Origin of the sequence: Methylocystis sp. L43 (assembly GCF_015709525.1) — a bacterium.
Lineage (GTDB): Bacteria > Pseudomonadota > Alphaproteobacteria > Rhizobiales > Beijerinckiaceae > Methylocystis.
In genome coordinates, this window is sequence record NZ_JADNRA010000025.1 from 94,846 (window position 1) to 113,685 (window position 18,840).

The 18,840-nt window shown below is 62.7% G+C and carries 21 protein-coding genes and 1 tRNA gene; 12 read left to right on the forward strand and 10 right to left on the reverse strand.

Annotated elements, in window-relative coordinates:
• The first annotated feature begins 116 nt into the window (after positions 1-116).
• A complete protein-coding gene (dusA, locus tag IYX23_RS07600; RefSeq protein WP_196392318.1) occupies positions 117-1,151 on the forward strand; it encodes a tRNA dihydrouridine(20/20a) synthase DusA in 1,035 nt (344 codons plus the stop codon).
• Positions 1,152-1,153: 2 nt separating this feature from the next.
• Here dusA and cobS read toward each other — a convergent pair whose 3' ends face one another.
• Both cobS and IYX23_RS07610 read right to left on the reverse strand, forming a co-directional pair.
• A complete protein-coding gene (gene cobS / locus IYX23_RS07605; RefSeq protein ID WP_196392319.1) occupies positions 1,154-1,921 on the reverse strand; it encodes an adenosylcobinamide-GDP ribazoletransferase in 768 nt (255 codons plus the stop codon).
• Positions 1,922-1,987: 66 nt separating this feature from the next.
• The gene (locus tag IYX23_RS07610) at positions 1,988-3,487 is read right to left on the reverse strand and encodes a phosphomannomutase/phosphoglucomutase (protein ID WP_026222900.1); all 1,500 of its coding nucleotides are present in this window, start codon (positions 3,485-3,487) and stop codon (positions 1,988-1,990) included.
• 281 nt (positions 3,488-3,768) lie between these two features.
• On the opposite strand from IYX23_RS07610, the gene IYX23_RS07615 reads away from it, so the two are divergent.
• Positions 3,769-6,480 (forward strand): DUF2235 domain-containing protein, encoded by a 2,712-nt coding sequence (locus IYX23_RS07615; protein ID WP_196392320.1) that lies wholly within the window; start codon positions 3,769-3,771, stop codon positions 6,478-6,480.
• Positions 6,481-6,542: 62 nt separating this feature from the next.
• On the opposite strand, the gene hrpB is transcribed toward IYX23_RS07615, so the two are convergent.
• The 4 genes from hrpB to IYX23_RS07635 form a co-directional block, all read right to left on the reverse strand.
• Positions 6,543-9,119: an ATP-dependent helicase HrpB gene (hrpB, locus tag IYX23_RS07620; protein WP_196392369.1), complete on the reverse strand. Its 2,577-nt coding sequence runs from the start codon at positions 9,117-9,119 to the stop codon at positions 6,543-6,545.
• 153 nt (positions 9,120-9,272) lie between these two features.
• Positions 9,273-10,259, reverse strand: coding sequence for a TIM44-like domain-containing protein (locus tag IYX23_RS07625; RefSeq protein ID WP_196392321.1), 987 nt, complete (start codon positions 10,257-10,259; stop codon positions 9,273-9,275).
• Positions 10,260-10,471: 212 nt separating this feature from the next.
• Positions 10,472-10,693, reverse strand: a complete 222-nt coding sequence (locus IYX23_RS07630) for a BrnA antitoxin family protein (RefSeq protein ID WP_246716563.1) — start codon at positions 10,691-10,693, stop codon at positions 10,472-10,474.
• Positions 10,683-10,958, reverse strand: coding sequence for a BrnT family toxin (locus IYX23_RS07635; RefSeq protein ID WP_196392323.1), 276 nt, complete (start codon positions 10,956-10,958; stop codon positions 10,683-10,685). Before IYX23_RS07635 ends, IYX23_RS07630 begins: the two co-directional genes overlap by 11 nt.
• Positions 10,959-11,071: 113 nt before the next feature.
• Between IYX23_RS07635 and IYX23_RS07640 the strand changes: the two genes are divergently transcribed.
• From IYX23_RS07640 to IYX23_RS07650, 3 genes are all read left to right on the forward strand, one after another.
• Positions 11,072-11,875 carry a thymidylate synthase gene (locus tag IYX23_RS07640; protein WP_196392324.1) on the forward strand — a complete coding sequence of 268 codons (804 nt, stop codon included), beginning with the start codon at positions 11,072-11,074 and terminating at the stop codon, positions 11,873-11,875.
• Between the two features lie 6 nt (positions 11,876-11,881).
• Positions 11,882-12,397 carry a dihydrofolate reductase gene (locus IYX23_RS07645; RefSeq protein WP_196392325.1) on the forward strand — a complete coding sequence of 172 codons (516 nt, stop codon included), beginning with the start codon at positions 11,882-11,884 and terminating at the stop codon, positions 12,395-12,397.
• A 74-nt stretch (positions 12,398-12,471) separates the two neighbouring features.
• A tRNA-Pro gene (locus IYX23_RS07650) sits at positions 12,472-12,548 on the forward strand.
• Positions 12,549-12,746: 198 nt separating this feature from the next.
• On the opposite strand, the gene IYX23_RS07655 is transcribed toward IYX23_RS07650, so the two are convergent.
• Positions 12,747-13,040, reverse strand: coding sequence for a hypothetical protein (locus IYX23_RS07655; RefSeq protein WP_196392326.1), 294 nt, complete (start codon positions 13,038-13,040; stop codon positions 12,747-12,749).
• Positions 13,018-13,287: a helix-turn-helix transcriptional regulator gene (locus tag IYX23_RS07660; protein WP_348643638.1), complete on the reverse strand. Its 270-nt coding sequence runs from the start codon at positions 13,285-13,287 to the stop codon at positions 13,018-13,020. The genes IYX23_RS07655 and IYX23_RS07660 overlap by 23 nt, the downstream gene beginning before the upstream one ends.
• Before the next feature lie 385 nt (positions 13,288-13,672).
• On the opposite strand from IYX23_RS07660, the gene IYX23_RS07665 reads away from it, so the two are divergent.
• From IYX23_RS07665 to IYX23_RS07685, 5 genes are all read left to right on the forward strand, one after another.
• Positions 13,673-14,062, forward strand: a complete 390-nt coding sequence (locus IYX23_RS07665; RefSeq protein ID WP_196392327.1) for a hypothetical protein — start codon at positions 13,673-13,675, stop codon at positions 14,060-14,062.
• Positions 14,059-14,259, forward strand: coding sequence for a hypothetical protein (locus IYX23_RS07670; RefSeq protein WP_196392328.1), 201 nt, complete (start codon positions 14,059-14,061; stop codon positions 14,257-14,259). Before IYX23_RS07665 ends, IYX23_RS07670 begins: the two co-directional genes overlap by 4 nt.
• The gene (locus IYX23_RS07675; protein WP_196392329.1) at positions 14,256-14,414 is read left to right on the forward strand and encodes a hypothetical protein; all 159 of its coding nucleotides are present in this window, start codon (positions 14,256-14,258) and stop codon (positions 14,412-14,414) included. The genes IYX23_RS07670 and IYX23_RS07675 overlap by 4 nt, the downstream gene beginning before the upstream one ends.
• Before the next feature lie 196 nt (positions 14,415-14,610).
• On the forward strand, positions 14,611-15,534 hold the full coding sequence (locus IYX23_RS07680; protein ID WP_196392330.1) for an IS3 family transposase: 924 nt from the start codon (positions 14,611-14,613) through the stop codon (positions 15,532-15,534).
• Between the two features lie 174 nt (positions 15,535-15,708).
• Positions 15,709-15,873: a hypothetical protein gene (locus IYX23_RS07685; RefSeq protein WP_196392331.1), complete on the forward strand. Its 165-nt coding sequence runs from the start codon at positions 15,709-15,711 to the stop codon at positions 15,871-15,873.
• A 181-nt stretch (positions 15,874-16,054) separates the two neighbouring features.
• Here IYX23_RS07685 and IYX23_RS07690 read toward each other — a convergent pair whose 3' ends face one another.
• Together IYX23_RS07690 and IYX23_RS07695 are read right to left on the reverse strand one after the other, a co-directional pair.
• Positions 16,055-16,264, reverse strand: a complete 210-nt coding sequence (locus tag IYX23_RS07690) for a hypothetical protein (RefSeq protein ID WP_196392332.1) — start codon at positions 16,262-16,264, stop codon at positions 16,055-16,057.
• A gap of 391 nt (positions 16,265-16,655) precedes the next feature.
• A complete protein-coding gene (locus tag IYX23_RS07695; RefSeq protein ID WP_196392333.1) occupies positions 16,656-17,036 on the reverse strand; it encodes a PRC-barrel domain-containing protein in 381 nt (126 codons plus the stop codon).
• A 268-nt stretch (positions 17,037-17,304) separates the two neighbouring features.
• Here IYX23_RS07695 and IYX23_RS07700 point away from each other — a divergent pair, with 268 nt between their 5' ends.
• Positions 17,305-17,745, forward strand: a complete 441-nt coding sequence (locus IYX23_RS07700; protein WP_196392334.1) for a universal stress protein — start codon at positions 17,305-17,307, stop codon at positions 17,743-17,745.
• A gap of 811 nt (positions 17,746-18,556) precedes the next feature.
• Positions 18,557-18,840, forward strand: a 284-nt coding sequence (locus IYX23_RS07705; RefSeq protein ID WP_196398839.1) for a hypothetical protein, incomplete at its 3' end; no start/stop codon positions are given.

Below are 18,840 nucleotides of genomic sequence, written 5' to 3' on the forward strand. Positions count from 1 at the left end.
CCATTTCGTGTGCGCTCTGTGTGCACTGAGAAGTCGAAAAGTAGCGAAAAGTGTCGTATCGAGGCGTAGAACGGAGTGCACACGACGCGACCTATGCCGTTGAGACTAAGCAGATAATGCTTACAAATCAAGATATTAGATTCGCCGTTGCGCCGATGATGGATTGGACGGATCGGCACTGCCGATACTTCCATCGCCTGTTGTCGCGGCGCGCGCGCCTTTATACGGAAATGCTCACGACGGGCGCGGTCATCCACGGCGACCGCGCCCGGCTGATGGCGTTTGATCCGTTTGAGCAGCCTGTCGCCATGCAGCTCGGCGGCGCCGAACCCGCTGCTTTAGCGACGTCGGCCGTTCTCGTCGAAAAATTTGGCTATGCGGAGGTTAATCTCAATGTCGGCTGCCCGTCGGATCGCGTGCAGAACGGCGCGTTCGGCGCCTGTCTCATGCGCGAGCCTGACCGCGTCGGCGATTGCATTAAGGCGATGAAGGACGCCGTCGCCATTCCCGTCACGGTGAAATGCCGCATCGGCGTCGACGATCAGGACCCCGAAAAAGCGCTGTTCGCGCTTGCCGAAGCCTGCGTCGACAGCGGCGCCGACGCACTGTTCGTCCATGCGCGGAAGGCCTGGCTCAAGGGGCTCTCGCCCAAGGAAAACAGGGATGTCCCGCCGCTGGACTATCGGCTGGTGCACCGTCTCAAGCGCGCCCTGCCGGACGTTCCGGTCGCCATCAATGGCGGACTGACGCGGATGGCTGAGATGCAGGAGCAGCTGCAGTTCGTCGATGGCGTGATGATCGGGCGCGCCGCCTATCACGATCCGGCCTTGCTCCTGGATGTCGATCCACTCTTGTTTGGACAGCCCTCTCCGGCGGCGGACCTCTTCGACGCCGTCGACGCCTTTCTTCCCTACGTCGAGCGCGAACTCGCGAAGGGCGAGCGGCTCTCAGCGATGACGCGCCATCTTCTCGGGCTTTTCGCTGGGATGCCGGGCGCACGGTCGTTCCGTCGGCGGCTGGCGCTCGAAGCCGTCAAGCCTGGCGCTGGAGTCGAAACGCTGCTCGACGCCGTTGGCGAGGTGCGCGCCGCTCTCGCGCGCTTTGCCGACGCGGCGAATTCGGCCGACGCCGAACCTGCCGAAACCGCCTGATCTCAATTAGCCGATAGCGCCGCCAGAGCGGCGATCTCGGCGAGCTGCTGCGCGGCGCCGAGGACGTCGCCCGTGTAGCCGCCGATCTGCCGTTTTGCGAGATTGGCGATGAGCGCGGCGGCGCCGAAAGCGGCGATGATCGCAACCGCGATCTGGCTTGCGCCGGCGCCGGCAAGCCAAGGCCCAAGGCCAAAGGCTGCGGCGGCGAACCCCGCGCGCGCCCAGACCTCGCGCGAGGGCGCCGAGACGCCTGCGCCGAGCCCCTCGGCGCGCGCCGGCGGAAGCCACATCATCGGCGCCAGTCCGGCGACGCGCGACAAGGCCGCCACGAAGACGAGCGCGAGCGCCGCGAGCGCGACGCTTCGCTCAGCGATCGACGCCAGCGCCGCGACGCGCAGCAGAATCGAGAAACACAGCGCCAGCGCGCCATAGGTCCCAACGCGGCTGTCGCGCATAATGGCGAGCTTCGACTCTCGCGTCGCCCCGCCGCCGAACCCGTCCGCGACATCCGCGAGTCCGTCCTCGTGCAGCGCGCCTGTGGCGAGCACGAGGACCGCGACAGCGACGAGCGCGCAGACGAGCGCAGGAAAATGGCAGATGCGCGCCACTAACAGACCCGCCGCGCCCGTGGCGCCGATCACGGCGCCGGCGATCGGAAGCGCCGGCGCCATGCGCGCGAAATCAAGCCGCGCCTGCGCGTCGTCGCCGATCGGAAGACGCGAATAGAACCGCAGAAAAGTTGCGACATCGGCGAGGAGCGGGCGCTGCATCACTCCCATGTTCAGCTCCCCCGCCAATGTGTCGAGAAGCGTAGAACCTCGCTCGTGGCGAAAGCTCTATATCGTCTGGTTGTAGGCGCCGACCTCAGGGTTTTCCCGCAGGACGCCGTCGATCGCCGTAAACATTTCCTTCATGCGCGACTGCGACACAGGACTTTCGACGACGACGACGAGTTCCGGCTTGTTGGACGACGCGCGCACGAGGCCCCAGGTGCCGTCGGCGACCGTTACGCGCACGCCATTGATGGTGACGACGTCGCGGATCGGCTGCCCGATGATCTGTTCGCCCTGCGCCCGCATCGCCTCGATGCGCGCCGTCACCTTGTCGATGACGCCATATTTCTTTTCGTCGTCGCAATGCGGCGACATCGTCGGCGAGCCCCAGGTCTTCGGCAGCTCGGCGTAGAGCTCGGCCATCGACTTCGTCGGATTGCGATCGAGCATTTCGAGGACGTGGACGGCGGTGAGCAGCCCGTCGTCATAGCCGCGTCCGATCGGCTCGTTGAAAAAGAAGTGCCCCGACTTTTCGAATCCGGCGAGCGCCTTGCGCTCGCTGACGCGGCGCTTGATGTAGGAATGCCCGGTCTTCCAATATTCCGTGACGACGCCGCGCGCGACGAGCTCGGGGTCCGTTGCGAAAAGTCCGGTCGACTTCACGTCGACCACGAATGACGCGTTCGGATGGACCTTGGAGAGATCGCGCGCGAGCATAACGCCGATCTTGTCGGCGAAGATCTCCTCGCCATTATTGTCGACAACGCCGCAGCGATCCCCGTCGCCGTCAAAGCCGAGGCCGACGCAGGCGCCGGTCTCACGCACCTTGTCGGCGATGGCGTGCAGCATGTCCATATCTTCGGGATTGGGATTGTAGCGCGGGAAGGTGTAGTCCGGCGAGACGTCAAGCGGGATCACGTCGCAGCCGAGGCGCTCCAGCATCCGCGGCGCGAAGGCGCCGGCGGTGCCATTGCCGCAGGCGGCGACGACCTTCATCTTGCGGGTGAACGGCGGCCGGCGGGTGAGATCGTCGATGTAACGCGCGCCGAAATTCTCGATGTAGCGGTAGGAGCCGCCTTCCGCCTCGTGAAATTCGCCGGCGAGAACGATCTCCTTGAGGCGTCCCATCTCCTCCGGCCCGAAGGTCACCGGCCGCCGCGCGCCCATCTTCACGCCCGTCCAGCCGTTGTCATTATGCGAGGCCGTGACCATCGCCACGGCGGCGACATCGAGATCGAACTGCGCGAAATAGGCCATCGGCGACAGTGCGAGACCGATATCGCGCACGCGCACGCCGGCGGCCATGAGGCCGCTCACCAGCGCCAATTTGATCGATGAAGAATAGCTGCGATAATCATGGCCGACGACGATTTCGGGCGCGACGCCCAATTCGCGCAGCAGCGCGCCAAGCCCCATGCCGAGCGCCTGCACGCCCATCAAATTGAGGTCCGCGCCAAACAGCCAGCGCGCGTCATATTCGCGAAAGCCGGTCGATTTGATGAGCGGCGCCTCTTCATATTCGAATGTATTCGGGCGCAGATTCGGGACGGGCTTGGGAAACATCAACAATCCTTCGCTTAGAGCAGGTTCCGAAAAAGTTGACAGACTTTTTCGATGAGAACCTGCTCAAATACTTTGATGAGCGATTCCTTATCGATCACATGATTCCATGTGATCGGGAAGCGCTCCAGGCGAGCGTCGACTTGGCCGCCTTGACATAAGCGAAAATTTGTCCCGCGCCAAATGCGGCGTGGGATGGTGCACTTTATGCTTGCGGAGCGCGGCGAGCGCTCGTAAATTTTCGGTTGTTGCTAAATTTGCTTTATTATTTTCGAGGTTTCGCTATGGCCAAGAAAATTGTTTTGCTCGCCGACGGCACTGGAAACGGACTGCTCGTCCAGGTCTCGAATATTTGCCGCCTCTCCAAGGCGCTTGACCTCTCCCGGGACGATCAGATCGTCTATTACATTCCCGGCGTCGGCACACAGGGTTTCAAGCCGCTCGCGATGCTCGACGGCGCCACCGGTCTCGGCGTCCCCTCGAACGTACGCAAGCTTTACCGTTTTCTGTCCTGGAATTGGGAGCCTGACGCAGCGATCTACATGTTCGGCTTTAGCCGCGGCGCCTTCACCATTCGAACGCTCGTGGATTTTGTCGCCAATCAAGGCCTGTTGCCGACATATGTAAACGGCCGGCGCGTGTCGCACCGCGAAATGGTGCGTAACTCCGAGGCTGCATGGCGCGACTATTGCGCCAAGGACCCGGCGCGCGACACAAATATCTGGGTGAAGCTCGGCGTTCGAAAGCTGCGCGACGCCTTCTTGTGGGTCGGACGGCAATTGGGCGGACAACCTGGCTACGAAACGGTTCAGGCCGCTGACCCCTCCCGCTGCGCGGAAAATATCACGATCGACTTCATGGGCCTGTTCGATACGGTCGAGGCTTATGGGGTGCCGATCGAAGAGATGCGCGAAGGCGTGCATCGGCTGGTCTGGCCGATCAGTTTCGGCGGCGATCATTCTATTTGGAAAAATGTGAAGTGCGTTCGTCAGGCGTTGAGCCTTGACGATGAAAGGCGCACTTTCCACCCGATCCGGGTTTCGCTCCGCAAGGAAGACATCGCCGAGAGTGGTCAAACGTTCAAACGCGTCGAGGAAGTCTGGTTCGCTGGCGTTCATTCCGACATTGGCGGCGGCTACCCCGACGATGCGACCGCGCATGTCCCGCTCCTATGGATGCTTGGAGAGGCGACAAGATCGGCAGCCAGGAATTCTGCGAAGCAGCTCGCATTTCAAGACGGCGCCCTGGATGAGTTCCGAAAGATCGCGACGTCTTTCGGTCCTCTGCACGACTCGCGCTCCGGCCTTGCGATCCTTTACCGCTACGACCCGCGCGCCGTTACGAAAGAAGACGCCAAGGGCAACGCTTATTTCCAGCCGACCATTCATCACTCTGTTGTCGAACGTCTCGTCAAAGGGCACGAGGATTACGCGCCGATCGCGCTTGGCGGCGTTGAGGACGAAAAGGACGAAGCCGAAGTCGCGATGCCCGACGGGGCGGTGGCCAAGCCGAAATCCGGCCCCGGCTATGACCACGTGACGCCTGCCGACGAAGCCACCGTTCCGCCCTTCCTGCTTCCAGGACTGAAGGAGCGGATGCAGTTTGCGGACGCGGCGTTGAAACGGCTCGACGCTCCAATTGAAGTTGATATGGAGATCGCGCGCGATTACGTGTGGCTGCGGCGGATTCTCTACTTCTGCTTCTTGGGACTGTTCATCGTCGTTCTTCTGCTGCCGATGGCGGACGAAGTTATCGATTGGATGGGCGGATTGATTCCAGACTTTAGCAACTCCCTTGCAGTCGTACCTTGGCTACGATCCACTCTCGATGCGCTCTCCAACGTCTTTAGAGGGGTGGGAGACGCAATTCTGTCGATCACGCCCGCTTGGCTGAGCGCGCATGTGCAGGCCGCGATTCAGCACCCGCTGTTCGTTATTGCGTTGGTGGTCATCTATCTTGTTCTGAGCGCTCTGAACGACAAATATCAGGACACGATTCAGTATCACGCCCGGCGCGCGTGGAACGTTCAGGGCGAAGAAAACAGGAAGGTTGCCGGCGTGGCGCCGGGACCGCTTTCGCGCTTGGTGCGTCGCCTACGAAACAGTCCCTCCCGCCGACAAATGATTGCAATTGCGCGTCCGATTTTGCCGGTCGCATACGCCCTCGCCTTCCTCGTCGCGCCTGTCCTCATCCTCGGCAACCGCGCGGGGTTCAATTTCCTCGTCGGGAACGGCTCCGTATGCGAAGCGTCAAAAGACGCGCAATGGCTTGGCGTTCGCGCGAGTCCAAAAGAGTTTCGCACCAGCGATCCCTGCTGGGCGAGCGGCTGGTTGCTCGAGCGCGGCGCGCCCTATCGCCTCACGATCAATGTCGATCCAAGAAACGGTGGTCATGACCCTTGGCTCGATCAGTTGATTCTGACTGACCCGTACGGCTTTGACAGCTCCGGGGTCACACTGTCGGCGGCGACGGTCCTGCGCCGCTGGCCCTCCGTCGCCTGGTTCCATCCGATTGCGCGCATCGGCGAGAGCGGCGAACTCGAATGGCCGCTCGTTCCTGTCGACGGCGGCGGCGCATTGTCGTCTCGGGGCCGGCGCTGCACGCGACTGCCGATCCGCTACGATGAAACACCGGAGCATGCGGAATTTTGCAAGGCGACGCCGAAAGCCGCTTCTTGCGATCCCGGGATGGCGATGTCGGTCAGCGATCCGTTGCCGTCTAATGAACTCGACGCGGCGAAGCGCGCCTGGACCCGAGACACTTTCGAACTCGATGGGCGCAGCTGCAACTCTCCGTTTCCGCGCACGACCTTCGTTTCCGAGTTCATCGCACGCGACACGGGAGAGTTATTTCTCTTCGTGAATGACGCGGCTCACATCGCCTGGCCGGGACGCGCACAAATCTTCTACAGGAACAATACCGGCACGGCGACGGTCGCGATCGAACGGCTCTCGCGCGCCGAAACGTCTGCGACGACCGCAAGCACTGCGCGGTAGACGAAATCCGGCGGCGCCTGGACCCAGCGCGCTGGCGTCCACGCTTCGCTCAGCCGCAGGGCTCACGAGCCCCGCGGCTTGGCGCGTGTCGTCGGCTGCGCGGCCGCCGGATCGTCCGGCCAGAGATGGCGCGGATAGCGCCCTCTCATCTCCTTCTTCACCTCGTTCCATGAGCCTTTCCAAAAGCTCGGAAGATCGCGCGTCGTCTGGATCGGCCGATGCGCGGGCGACAGCAGTTCCAGCGTTAAGGGCGCGCGTCCGCGCGCAAGAGTCGGGTGAGTTGAAAGGCCGTAAAGTTCCTGCACGCGCACCGAAAGGATCGGTCCGTTTTCGGCCGCATAATCGAGCGCATGGCGCGACCCGGCAGGCGTCTCGAAATGGGCTGGCGCTTCCGCATCGAGCCTGCGCGACAACTCATAGGGGAGAAGCTGAGCGAGCGCGGCCTCAAGATCATCAGCCATCATCTCCGCAAGCGACGAGCGACCCTCAATGAACGGCGCAAGCCAGTCTTCGGCGCTTGCCGCCAGAGCGGCGTCGGAGAGGTCCGGCCACTCGTCGCCCTCAGCGCGACGCAAAAAGGCGACCCGGTCGCGCCGCTGCATCTGCGACTTCGTCCATGGCAGGCGCGCGACGCCGAGGCCAGCGACGCCGCGCGCGAGCATCCCCGCGTTTTCTTCGGACGGCTCGACCGCCAGATTGCGCTCGGAGAGCCGTATCGCCCCGAGACGCCGGAAGGCGCGCCGCCGCAGGCTGGCGCTCGCCGCGTCGAAGACGGTTTCATCGCGCGTCTCGATGCGCTCGCCCGCGATCGTCTCGACCTCCTCGGCGGTGAGCGCGCAAGCGGCAAGGATGCGCGCCTGCGCCGCCCGGCCGGTGATTTCCGCGATGGCGAGAAAAGACGCGCGCGACAGAGGATCATCGACCGGCACGATCGCGGCGCGACCATTCGCCATCAGGAACTCGCCGCGCGCGCCGCGCGATTTGGCGATGCGGTCGGGATAGGCGAGCGCGATCAGCGCGCCATCCGACAGCCCCCTCCCTGTCCCTCCCCCGCTGCGCGGGAGAGGGGACGCTAATGATCGGCGATTTGCCTGAAGGGCGGTGTCTGCCCCCTCTCCCGCGTGAGCGGGGGAGGGCTGGGGTGTGGGCGATCGATCAGCCGCCGCCATCGCCTGCCGCGCCCATTGCGCGGCGAGGCGCAGGGCATCGCGCGCGCGTTTGGAGTTTTCGCCGTGCAGGCGCTCGAGCCGATGCGAAAGGTCGGCGTCGGAGCCGCCGATCCCGCGCTCGGAGAGCAGCATGGCGAGTTCCGCGGCGCGTCTGGCCTCGCCGTGGCGCGCCGCCTCGACCACCATTCGCGCCAATCTGGGCGCGAGCGGCAGCGCCCGTACGGCGCGGCCCATGTCGGTAAGCCGACCATCGTCGTCGAGCGCCCCGAGTTCGCGATCGAGCGCGACCGCCTCCTTCCAGGCGGGCGCCGGCGGCGGATCGAGCCATTTGAGTCGCCCCGGATCGCTCACCCCCCAGGCCGCGAGATCAAGGGCAAGGCCGGAGAGATCGGCGTCGAGAATTTCGGGTGCGGCGAAGGCCGGGAGCGCCGCCGTCTGCGGCTCGTCCCATAAGCGATAGCAGACGCCGGGCTCGGTGCGGCCGGCGCGGCCGCGGCGCTGATCGACGCTGGCGCGAGAAGCGCGAACGGTTTCGAGTCGCGACAATCCGAGATCCGGCTCGAAGCGCTGCACACGCGCCAGCCCGCTGTCGATCACGATGCGCACGCCTTCGATCGTGAGCGAGGTTTCCGCGATCGACGTGGCGAGCACGATTTTTCGGCGTCCCGGCCGCGCCGGCGCGATGGCCCGGTCCTGCTCGCCGCGATCGAGCGCGCCATAGAGCGGCGCGACGTCGATGTCGTCCGGCAGGCGCGAATCAGCGAGGCGTGAGGCGACGCGCGCGATCTCCCCCTGCCCCGGCAGAAACGCGAGGATCGAACCCCGCTCTTCGCGCAGCGCCAGCATGATCGCGCGCGTCATCGCCTCTTCGATGCGCGCATTGGCGTCGCGGCCGAGATAACGCGTCTCGACGCCAAATGCGCGCCCCTGGCTCTCGATCGTCTGGGCGCCCATCAGCGCGGCGACGCGCGCCCCGTCGAGCGTCGCCGACATGGCGATGAGCCGCAGATCGTCGCGCAGTCCTGCCTGGGCGTCGAGCGCCAGCGCAAGGCCGAGATCCGCTTCGAGCGAGCGCTCGTGATATTCGTCGAACAGCACGCCCGCCACGCCCTCGAGCCCCGCATCGTCGAGGATCATCCGCGCGAACACGCCTTCGGTGACGACCTCGACGCGCGTTCGCGCCGAGATTTTCGATTCGAGGCGCATCCGCAGACCGATCGTTTCGCCGACAGTCTCGCCGAGCGTCGCCGCCATGCGGCTCGCCGCAGCGCGGGCGGCGAGACGTCGCGGCTCCAGCAAAATGAGCTTGCGGCCCTTCGCCCAGTCGGCGTCGAGCAGCGCGAGCGGCGCGCGCGTGGTTTTGCCGGCGCCGGGCGGGGCGACGACGACAAGGTTGCACGACGCGTCAAGCGCCGCGCAAATCGCCGGCAGCACATCGTCGATCGGCAGCGCAGAAAGATCATGCAGCATCAAAGGCGCGCGCATCAAAAGTCACAAATTCCATAGCACGACGCAGATTGCGGACGCCGGTCAAAGGGTCAAGACGCCGCGCCGCGCCCGGACCGGCAATAAAAAAGCCCCTCCCTTGCGGGAGGGGCAAAAGATTGCGGCCCAATGCTGAACTTACGCCGCCTGCTGAATCGCCGAGAGCTTCCACTCCTGCGGTCCGGCGCCCGCCGGTCGGCGGAAAGTCCAGGCCTCGGACGTCTCCGTTGGCCCGGGCGAACCGGGCGCGGGCTTGCCGGTGGCGCGATCCTCGATCACGTCATTGAGCGCGAAGCGCATGGCGACGGTGGCGTATTCGTCGACGCCTTCGCGCCACGCCTCCGACAAGTCGCCTTGCAGCAGCTTCACGTCAGAGACGCGGTTGATGACGCCCTTGCGGCGGTTCTCCTCCAATTCGTCGTCGAAATAGGAGGCCATTTCCGGCGTCGACATGCCGCGCAGCGCGCCAAGATCCTCGCGGCTATAGGCGGCCTGCGATTCGCCGAGCAGGCGTTCGAAGGCGTTGAAGTCCTCCCCCGCAATCTTGATTGGCGTCGCCATCGCCGCTTCCGGAGAAGCGCCGGAGCCAAAGCCCGCCGCGCCAAAGGGCGCGCGCGCCGTGAAGGGCGACGTGAAGCCCGGGCTCGGACGGTGACCCGCCCCCGCCATGGCGTTGGCATTGCGACGCGTCCACCAATTGAAAGCCATGCGGGCCAGGAAGACGATCAGCCCGATCTGCAACAGCAGGCCGATGATCGACATGAACCCCATCATGCCGCCGAAGAGACCATGGCCCGTCAACAGGCCGAAGAGGCCGGCGCCCAGCAGGCCGCCGGCGAGGCCGCCGAGCATGCCGCGACCGAAAGCGCCGCCAAAGGCGCCTTGCTGCGACATCGGCCCAGCCATCCCGGGCGCGGGACGCGGCGCGACGCTGCGTTCGAAGGGCGAGGCCTGGCCCGGCATGGTGCGGGTCGAAGGCGGCGCGGACCAAGAGCGACCCCCCCGGCTGCCAAAGCTGCCGCCGCCGCCCATACGCGCTTCGGCGATGGCGGGCGCGAGCGCCAACAGCGCCGCAAGCACAAGAGAAATCAGCGATCCACGCTTAAGGGCGAAGAAACGCGACATGTTTGTGTCCTCGAAATTGCGGGGAAACAGTCTCCCCTAACCGCGCATATATAGGAACGCCAGGGTCAGCGCGCAAAGGCTTGGCCGGGGAAAATGGATGCCGGGCGCGGATGCAACCGAATCGCGCAGGCGTCGCTTCATGGATTTCATGCCGCCAATGAGAAGCTACTTGGGGCAAAGGTAGTCCGAATTCTGTCGCCGCATATTGCTGGTCATGATCGTGCGCGCTTCTCCAGATACTCGCGCAGCGCGGCGTTGATGCGCGATTGCCAGCCTTCGCCCGCCGCGCGGAAGGCTTCCACGATATCGGGGTCAAGCCGGATCGTCGTCGAAACCTTGCGGCGTTTTGCTGGTGGCCGCCCTCGCCGAAGAGGAGCGGCGGCGAATTTCTTGCGCCACTCTTCAGTTGACAAATCCGGAGCGTCATCGCCCAAATCTGGGGGCGTAGATGGCTTGCTCGCGGTCATTGGCTTTCCTCATGGAGATGATGCGTCTCACGCCGCCGCGCTTTGTCCAAACGAGGACCACCATTCGGCCGTCGAGAAAACCGACCGAAATGAACCGCTTTTCGCCATAGTCATGGCGGTCGTCCTCGACGGTCAACGTCGCGTCAGCGAAGACCTCGCCGGCGCGCGCCATATCAAGTCCTCTGTGCTCGATCGTTGCGCGGCGTTTTGCGGGATCGAATTCGATCGGCATTGGGCTTTTTTGTTACTACACAAACGATCTTGGAGCAATCGTTACGTGATGAACGAGACCTGCTAATTGAACTCCCACCCAGGGATCTCACGAAAAGGCGTCCACAGGCTTCAATGCGTCAATATCTCGACCTTCTGGATAAAATCCTGCGCGAAGGCGTGCGCAAGGACGATCGCACCGGCGTCGGAACGCTATCGCTTTTCGGCCATCAGATGCGCTTCGACCTTTCGCAAGGCTTTCCGCTGGTGACGACCAAGCGCGTGCACCTGAAATCGGTCATTCACGAATTGCTGTGGTTTTTGCAGGGCGACACCAACGTCAAATATCTGCGCGATAATGGCGTCACCATCTGGGACGAATGGGCGAATGAAGATGGCGACCTTGGTCCGATCTACGGCATGCAATGGCGGCGCTGGCCCGACGGCGACAGGGATATCGACCAGCTCGCCCATGTCATCGAGGAGATCAAGCGCAATCCCTTCTCGCGCCGGCTGATCGTCTCCGCATGGAACCCCGCGCAGGTCGACGAGATGGCGCTGCCGCCCTGCCATTGCCTGTTCCAGTTTCATGTCGCAGAGGTGGGCGGCGAAAAGCGGCTTTCCTGCCAGCTCTACCAGCGTTCGGCCGACGTCTTCCTCGGCGTGCCTTTCAACATCGCGAGCTATGCGCTGCTGACGCATATGGTCGCGCAGGTCACGGACTGCGCGCCTGGCGATTTTGTGCACAGTTTCGGCGACGTGCATCTCTATTTGAATCATGTCGAGCAAGCGCGGCTTCAGCTCTCCCGCGAGCTAAAGCCCCTGCCCCGCCTGAAGCTCAATCCGTCGGTGCGCGCGCTCTTCGACTTCAGATACGAAGACGTGAACGTCGAGAATTATGAACCCTGGCCGGCGATCGCCGCGCCGATCGCGGTGTAGACGGCGATGGAGCCCAAAATCGTCGCCGTCGTGGCGCGCGGACGCAATGGCGTGATCGGCGTCGCCAATGGCCTCCCCTGGCGCCTTTCAAGCGATCTCAAGCGCTACAAGGCGCGCACCTGGGGCAAGCCGATGATCATGGGACGGCGCACCTTCGAATCGATCGGACGGCCGCTGCCGGGGCGCGAAAGCGTCGTGCTGACGCGCGATCCAAGTTTCAGGGCCGAGGGCGTCCATGTCGCGGCAAGTCCGGCGGAGGCCTTAGCGACGGCGCGCAGGCTGGCCGGTTTGCTCGGCGTCGACGAGATCATCATCGCGGGCGGCGAGGACATCTATCGCGCCTTTCTCGACCTCACCGCTGTGATCGAACTGACGGAAGTGGCGCTCGATATCGCCGGCGACGCGCACTTTCCCCCGCTCGATCCCCGAGACTGGCGCGAGGTCGCGCGCGAAGCGCCGCCGCGCGGTCCGAAGGACGAAGCGGACTTCGCTTTTGTCACGCTTGAGCGCGTCCGTCCCTAGAGCGCCGGAAACCAGTTGCGGCGCAATCCTGCTGTGTCTATAAAACGGCCCGAAGCGGCTTCGGCCATTTCTGTCGGAGTGTAGCGCAGCCTGGTAGCGCACCTCGTTCGGGACGAGGGGGTCGGAGGTTCGAATCCTCTCACTCCGACCAAAGACAGAATTAAGTGATTGAATTTACGACGAATTAAATTCTGTTTCCGGCTTTAGTCCCCCTTCTCGTCCCCCCACAATTCAGCAATTGTCAGCGAATATTGGCGCAAGCCAGCGAAATGAACCATCGTTGCTGACCGGCCTTGCGCTGCGCGAATCTGAGCAGGCCAGTGCTCATTTGCGTCGCATCTCCCCGAACCTAACGCACGGGAGGCAGCGGCTGTGGATTAAGCGCATTGACCACGGCCTGCAATAATTCGTGGGCGCGAGGCGGCAGCGGCTGTGGATTAAGGGCTACCGCGTCAATAACCGACCGCAGGATTGTTTGAATGCGCTGGTCGCTGATGCGACCCGTCAATTCATGAATTTCTTTTAAAACAGCAATATCAGAGCAATCGTTTGGGCTTGTCATCTGCGAACCCTTCCCCGGCTTGATATAATTGCCAAGTTCCGTCGTCCGAAAGCTGTCGTCAAGGTCGACTGCGGTCAACATTCGATAATTGCCGCTTGGTGCCGCCCTTACGAAGCCTCACGCCCAGCCCTCCGCCGTTCTCTTCGATGAATTCGACGCCGGCCTTTTCGAGCGCGGCGCGGATGGCGGCGAGCGCCTCTTCGCTCCCCGCATATTTCCCGGTTTCGAAATTGGAGACCGTGTTCCGATGAATGCCCGCCGCTCCGGCCAGATCGGCCAGAGACCAATTTAGAGCTGCGCGCGCCATTCTCACTTGTGCAGGCTTCACAAGCCATATTCCTTGTGCTAAAAACACAAGTGCAATTATCACAAGCCGCTCGCGAGAGCAACGCCGAAACCGCCCGGTTCGGCGAACGCCCTCGGCTTATCCAAAGGAGGAAGGTTGCATGAAAACCGAAACCACCCGCACCCGCCGTCTCTACACCACGTCGGCGCCGGCTGGATCAGCCGCGGCGAATGCGCGCTGATGGCGGCCGCCGCAGCGTGCGGGCTCAAGGGCTGAGAAGCAGCCGGCCAGGGCTTTTACGTCACGTAATGACTTCCGACAGGCGCGAGGGGGCCTATGCGCTGGCCTCGCCCGAAAAAGCGGCCGGGCGAGGTGTTGATCTCGCCCCCTCCCGGCCTAACCACAACGCGAAACAGGAGTTCGCATCATGGCTGAGAGTGCACATACACCATCGCGGCGGGCCATGCTCGCCGGCCTCGCCGCTACGCCCGTCGCCGGGCTTCCCGCTATTGCCGGCGGCGCCACGGAAGCTGATCCGATCTTCGCGGCGATTGAGAAATACCAGCGCGCCGCTGCCGCTTTCAATCAATCGGAGGAAGGGACTGACCAGGACGCCGCCTGTAGCGTCTACTTCGATGCGGATATCGACTTGCACTCAACTAAGCCGACGACGCCCGCAGGCGCGGCCAAATTCCTTCGGTTCATCGCCGACTTTCTGGACGAAGACGACATCGTCAATGACAATTGGATTGGCGACATGGTCGGCGACTCCATCCGCAACGCCGTCGCCGTGCTTGAGCGCGAGGCGCTGTCATGACCGCACACCGCCGTCTGCCGCTTCGCACCATCATTGCGATGACATGGCGGCTCAAACTCGCGCGGGTCTTCCTTAGGCTCGCGCGCGTCACGGATACATACGACGGCGCGACGATGCGAATGTCTCGCCGCATCGTCGAGAGCGCCGAGCGCTGCGCCCTCAAGTCCGATGTTTTGCGGCGCTGGCTGAGGCCGTGAATTACGACCGCGCCGCGATCATGCGGGACGCCCACAAGCGGTTCCGAGACGGCAAGCGCCTCGGGCTCGGCTGGACGTTCGGGCAATGCCTGGCCACGGCGTGGGCGGCGGCCAAGGATCGGCGCAAGGCCACCGCCCGAGGAATTGCGGCGTAAGGTGTGACGGATTAAGCTTTCTATACGTCGCCGGTTTTGATCTCCTCTTTGCCGGCGCCATGAGCGCCCCGACCGTGGATGTAACGGCGGGGCGTTTTTTGTTTCGACGCCGTAGCAAGCAGGTGGAGTGCACCCTGTTTTGACCGGACACCGGGCATAGCCGATAAGGCATAGGCATAAGCCTATGAATACGACTATGACCAATGCTCCCGAGACGTCGGTTTCCCGCGTCGAAGTCATCACCTCTGTTCAACGCCGCCGGCGTTGGAGCGCGGCCGAGAAAATCCGTCTCATTGAAGAAGCCTCGCAACCGGGCATGAGCGTCTCCTTCGTCGCTCGCCGCGCCGGGATCGCCCCCTCTCAGCTCTTCGCCTGGAAGCGCCGCAAGGCCGAGGATGCGGAACTGACGCCGCTGATCCGCGCCATCGTCGACGAGCGCCCGACCTACGGCTACCGGCGCGTCTGCGCCCTCGCGAACCGGAAGCTGCGGGCCGAGGGCAAGCCGCCCGTGAACGCCAAGCGCGTGTTGCGGATCATGCAGAACGGCGGACTGACGCTCGAACGCCATACGGCGCGGCGGCCCGGCCGCACGCATGACGGCGTCGTCATCGCGCTACGATCGAACTGCCGCTGGTGCTCAGATCATCTCGAAATACACGCCCGCAATGGCGAGGTCGTGCGCGTGCTCTTCGTGATCGACGCCTGCGATCGGGAGATCATCGCCTGGTCGGCCGTCGCCAATGGCGGCGTATCGGGCGAGATGGTGCGCGATCTGATGGTCGCCGCGGTCGAGCGCCGCTTTGGCGCAACGAAAACGCCACATCGGGTCGAGTGGCTTTCCGACAATGGCAGCGCCTATATCGCCGCTGACACCGCCGACACAGCGCGCGCGCTCCGATTGACGATGCTCTTTACGCCTGTGCGCAGCCCGGAGAGCAACGGCATGTCGGAGAGCTTCGTAAAGACGCTTAAACGCGACTACGCAAGGCTCACGATCTTGCCGGATGCCGAAACGATCCTTGCCAAATTGCCCAGCTGGATCGAGGATTATTGCGAAGTTCACCCGCACTCAGGCTTGAAGTTCCGATCGCCCCGGGAGTTCATCCGCCTCAGTGCTTAAAGCAGCCCCGCCCGGTGTCCGGTCAAACGGGGTGCACTCCAGCAGGTCGCTCTCGGTTACGTTGGACTCCTGCAAGTGGCAATGCTAGCATCCGACTGCGTCTAAATGACGCACGTCCCGCAAAAGCGCACCGAAACAAAGTGCAGCTCCTGGGACGGATCAGGAGGAACGCCCATGGCAAGAGAACTCGAAGTCACCTCTAGCACGTATTTATTCGCTGGAATCGGCGCGGTAATCATCGGCGGTCTGGCCTATGCAGCTCTCGGCGGTCTTTCGAACACAATCGCTGCTGCGGTGGTGGGCGGTTTGGCGGGCGGTTGCCTAGGGCTTTTCTTCTAATCAGCAATTAGGTCGACGCAGGGTCGGTTTGGCTCTGCGCCGGCCGATCGCCTCGGCGGCACGCTAACCCGATAGTTTCGTACCAGGCGGGTCAATAGCTTGGCTCAAAAAACGCCCGCGGCGGTGAACCGCGGGCAACGTGACAGAACTAACCTGCCAGCCGACAGGCCTGGCACATGTCCTATTCATCCTCGCTAGACCAAGCCTCGATCAGGTAAAGCCTGTCGTAAAACTCGACGCGGCGATCGACCTTCGACTCGTCAACGACGGCATACTCAAAAATCTCGCGCGCTCGAATTGGGTCATCCTCGCGATGCAATGCAGTGCACCTCGCCCCCTCAAAGACAATGACCGCATATCGAGGTTCTGCCGATCGATTGATGCCTGGCATTGTGGCTGCCTTCGACTGGCACCCCAGCGGGATCAGAGATTACTGGCGCAGATTGTCCAGCTTGTGATGGTATAGAGGCGAGCCGCCTTGATTGGCGCGTCGACAGACTCGGGTGCTCGCTTGCGGACGCGCCTATGGCATACATGCGTGTGCCGCGCTTTTGTGCCTCCCGAACGGCGCTCGCCTCAAGGTCTTCGGAGAACTGTGAAAATTTCAGGATCGGACGTGTCGAGCGGCGTTAACTCTTGCTCGCGCCTGAGCCATCGGCACCGCACTCAAAACGGCGGGTCGACGGCGACGAGCTGCGCGTGAAGCTGAAAAAAGCCCGCGGCTTTCACGGCCGTCGCAAGGTGGCTAACGATGGTCTCTGTGAGAGGCGCCGCCCCGCCAATTATTGCTGCCCGCCGATTTCTTTCCAATAAGGCCGAGCGCTATAATGCTGATGCACGCGCGTCTCCCACTCACGATCCATCCAGCTTTCGTCGGTGTAGTCTGGCGCGCTCTCGACCAAGTCCTGGGTGACATCCGCGAAGTATCCACGACAGTCTCTGTCGTATTTCAGCGATGTCCAAGGCAATGGATGATGGCCGGGATGCAGGCACATGAAGCCGCAAAATTCGACGACCGCGTAAAGAACTCGGCCCGATTCCATATCAATCATGAAATGGTCGATCTTGCCGATTTCCTTGCCGCTCTTGTCGTAAACGGCCGCGCCATCGATGTGCTGGCTCGATATCAGGTTGATTTTCGGATTTGAGGCTGCAGTCGCCATTGCGCTCTCCTATGCGTAGGACGCCGCCCGCCGCCTTCCAGCAACACTCCTTCTCACGCTCTTTGAGACGGATCGGGCGCCTCGCATCAAAGGCAAAGGCCAGCGGCGCCATTCACACCGTAAACGCATGACCCTGTGCAATGTTCCTGGACCGCCGCCTTCGAACGGCCGAGAGCACGATGCTCGCAAAGATGTGCGTAAGAGACCGTTGCCTCGGCACTAAAGCTCCGCATCTTACTTCCTAAAAGGGTCAGCCAGGGAGGCGACGATGCTCAAAAAGATTCTTGTCGCGATCGATCTCACTGAATCTGAGATGACCAAGCAGGCGATCGACAAAGCAGCGGCGCTCGCCAGGGCTTTCAATAGTGAACTCAGGCTGGTCAATGTGCAGACTCTTATTCCCGTCGCCTTCCTCGACTACGTCAAGGGAAATTTCGACAAGGATATTCAGCAAGGCCTCGAGAAGGAGATCGCCGCCTTAGCGGCTAGCATCGCCCATCCGACCGGTCGAATCTCGACCGTTGTGCTGTTCGGTCCCGTCTATCAAAAGGTTCTGGCGGAGGCCGAGGAGTGGGGCGCAGAAGTCGTCGTCGTAGGCTCCCACCGGCCAGGAATGGATCGGTTTCTCATTGGCTCGAACGCCGGCGCCATCGTATACCACGCAAAATGCTCAGTGTTCGTCGTGCGGCAGCTACGGGGTGCAGGATAGCCCAACCGCAACAAAGGGCGAGCAATGCCATGACCGATCGACGCTCATACAACGGCGCTAGGTAGCCATAACTGCCATGGATGCCGACAAGACAACAATTGAGCGAGCGTTCGAACTTGCTCGCTCCGGAGACTGCAGAAGGGTCGGCGATATCGTCGCACGCCTTGACCGCGAAGGATACGACGGGCGTCAGATCCAAGGTTCCGTCCTAAAGAAGCAGCTTGCGCGCCTGATCGAAGAGGCGCGGAAAGTTGACGACGGGCGAGGCTCGAAGCCAGCAGATGAACCATAAAAAGGCACGCGGCCGTGAACCGCGGGCGAGGTAGCTACGAAAAGGTCGCTGAGAGGCGACGCCGCCTACTTGGGCATGAAGCGCATCGAGGCAAGCGTCGCAGGCCAAGCGCCGCCTCGCGAGCGGGGTTGAGGGCCCTGCTATCGCGGCTTTGCTCGCGTGGCGAGCGATGCAGAGCCGCAATCTCTCCCCGATGTCGCTGTCGCAAGTCCGCTCGCTGCTCCATGCCTGAAAAGGCACGAGACTCTGATCCGAGCCGCGAGCAGTCGCGAATCTCCCTCCGCTGTCGAGGACCAACGCAGAGGACGCAAGCTTACCTAGGACCTCATCCGAACGGAGCAAGCGTCAAAACGGCTCGCATGCTACTGAGCGGATGAAATAGCCATTCACAGTTCAAACAGCTTCGGCCGGGACGAACAGCGGCGCTCGCAAGAGCGACGAGCCGGGGGCGCATTGCTAACCAGTGCGAAGTTCGAAACGTCAAACTCTAGTTATTTCTTGCGAAAGAGAGTGACCTCAATGGCTAATCGAACCATTCGCGTGTGGTGGAAGTCCGTCGCCACAGGCTGGCTGAATTTCAACTGGGATCCGATCACCTCGCAGTCGGTTGTTCACATCTCCGCCTGCGAGTGGAAGCCGAGCACCACGATCGGCGGCAAAAGCAAACACCGCGGCGCTGCACCGATTTTCGTAAAGAATATTCGCCCTCATGGCAGCAACGTTGAAGCGAACGGCGTCGAGTTCTTCGCACAAGTTGAATGGGGAACGCCTCTCGACGTCGTGTTCGACATCACTGTCTTTGA

Coding starts and splice junctions, on each gene's coding strand:
- dusA (WP_196392318.1), top strand. CDS start 117: ATGCTTACAAATCAAGATATTAGATTCGCCGTTGCGCCGATGATGGAT.
- cobS (WP_196392319.1), bottom strand. CDS start 1,921: ATGCAGCGCCCGCTCCTCGCCGATGTCGCAACTTTTCTGCGGTTCTAT.
- IYX23_RS07610 (WP_026222900.1), bottom strand. CDS start 3,487: ATGTTTCCCAAGCCCGTCCCGAATCTGCGCCCGAATACATTCGAATAT.
- IYX23_RS07615 (WP_196392320.1), top strand. CDS start 3,769: ATGGCCAAGAAAATTGTTTTGCTCGCCGACGGCACTGGAAACGGACTG.
- hrpB (WP_196392369.1), bottom strand. CDS start 9,119: ATGCTGCATGATCTTTCTGCGCTGCCGATCGACGATGTGCTGCCGGCG.
- IYX23_RS07625 (WP_196392321.1), bottom strand. CDS start 10,259: ATGTCGCGTTTCTTCGCCCTTAAGCGTGGATCGCTGATTTCTCTTGTG.
- IYX23_RS07635 (WP_196392323.1), bottom strand. CDS start 10,958: ATGCCGATCGAATTCGATCCCGCAAAACGCCGCGCAACGATCGAGCAC.
- IYX23_RS07640 (WP_196392324.1), top strand. CDS start 11,072: ATGCGTCAATATCTCGACCTTCTGGATAAAATCCTGCGCGAAGGCGTG.
- IYX23_RS07645 (WP_196392325.1), top strand. CDS start 11,882: ATGGAGCCCAAAATCGTCGCCGTCGTGGCGCGCGGACGCAATGGCGTG.
- IYX23_RS07655 (WP_196392326.1), bottom strand. CDS start 13,040: ATGTTGACCGCAGTCGACCTTGACGACAGCTTTCGGACGACGGAACTT.
- IYX23_RS07665 (WP_196392327.1), top strand. CDS start 13,673: ATGGCTGAGAGTGCACATACACCATCGCGGCGGGCCATGCTCGCCGGC.
- IYX23_RS07670 (WP_196392328.1), top strand. CDS start 14,059: ATGACCGCACACCGCCGTCTGCCGCTTCGCACCATCATTGCGATGACA.
- IYX23_RS07680 (WP_196392330.1), top strand. CDS start 14,611: ATGACCAATGCTCCCGAGACGTCGGTTTCCCGCGTCGAAGTCATCACC.
- IYX23_RS07685 (WP_196392331.1), top strand. CDS start 15,709: ATGGCAAGAGAACTCGAAGTCACCTCTAGCACGTATTTATTCGCTGGA.
- IYX23_RS07690 (WP_196392332.1), bottom strand. CDS start 16,264: ATGCCAGGCATCAATCGATCGGCAGAACCTCGATATGCGGTCATTGTC.
- IYX23_RS07695 (WP_196392333.1), bottom strand. CDS start 17,036: ATGGCGACTGCAGCCTCAAATCCGAAAATCAACCTGATATCGAGCCAG.
- IYX23_RS07700 (WP_196392334.1), top strand. CDS start 17,305: ATGCTCAAAAAGATTCTTGTCGCGATCGATCTCACTGAATCTGAGATG.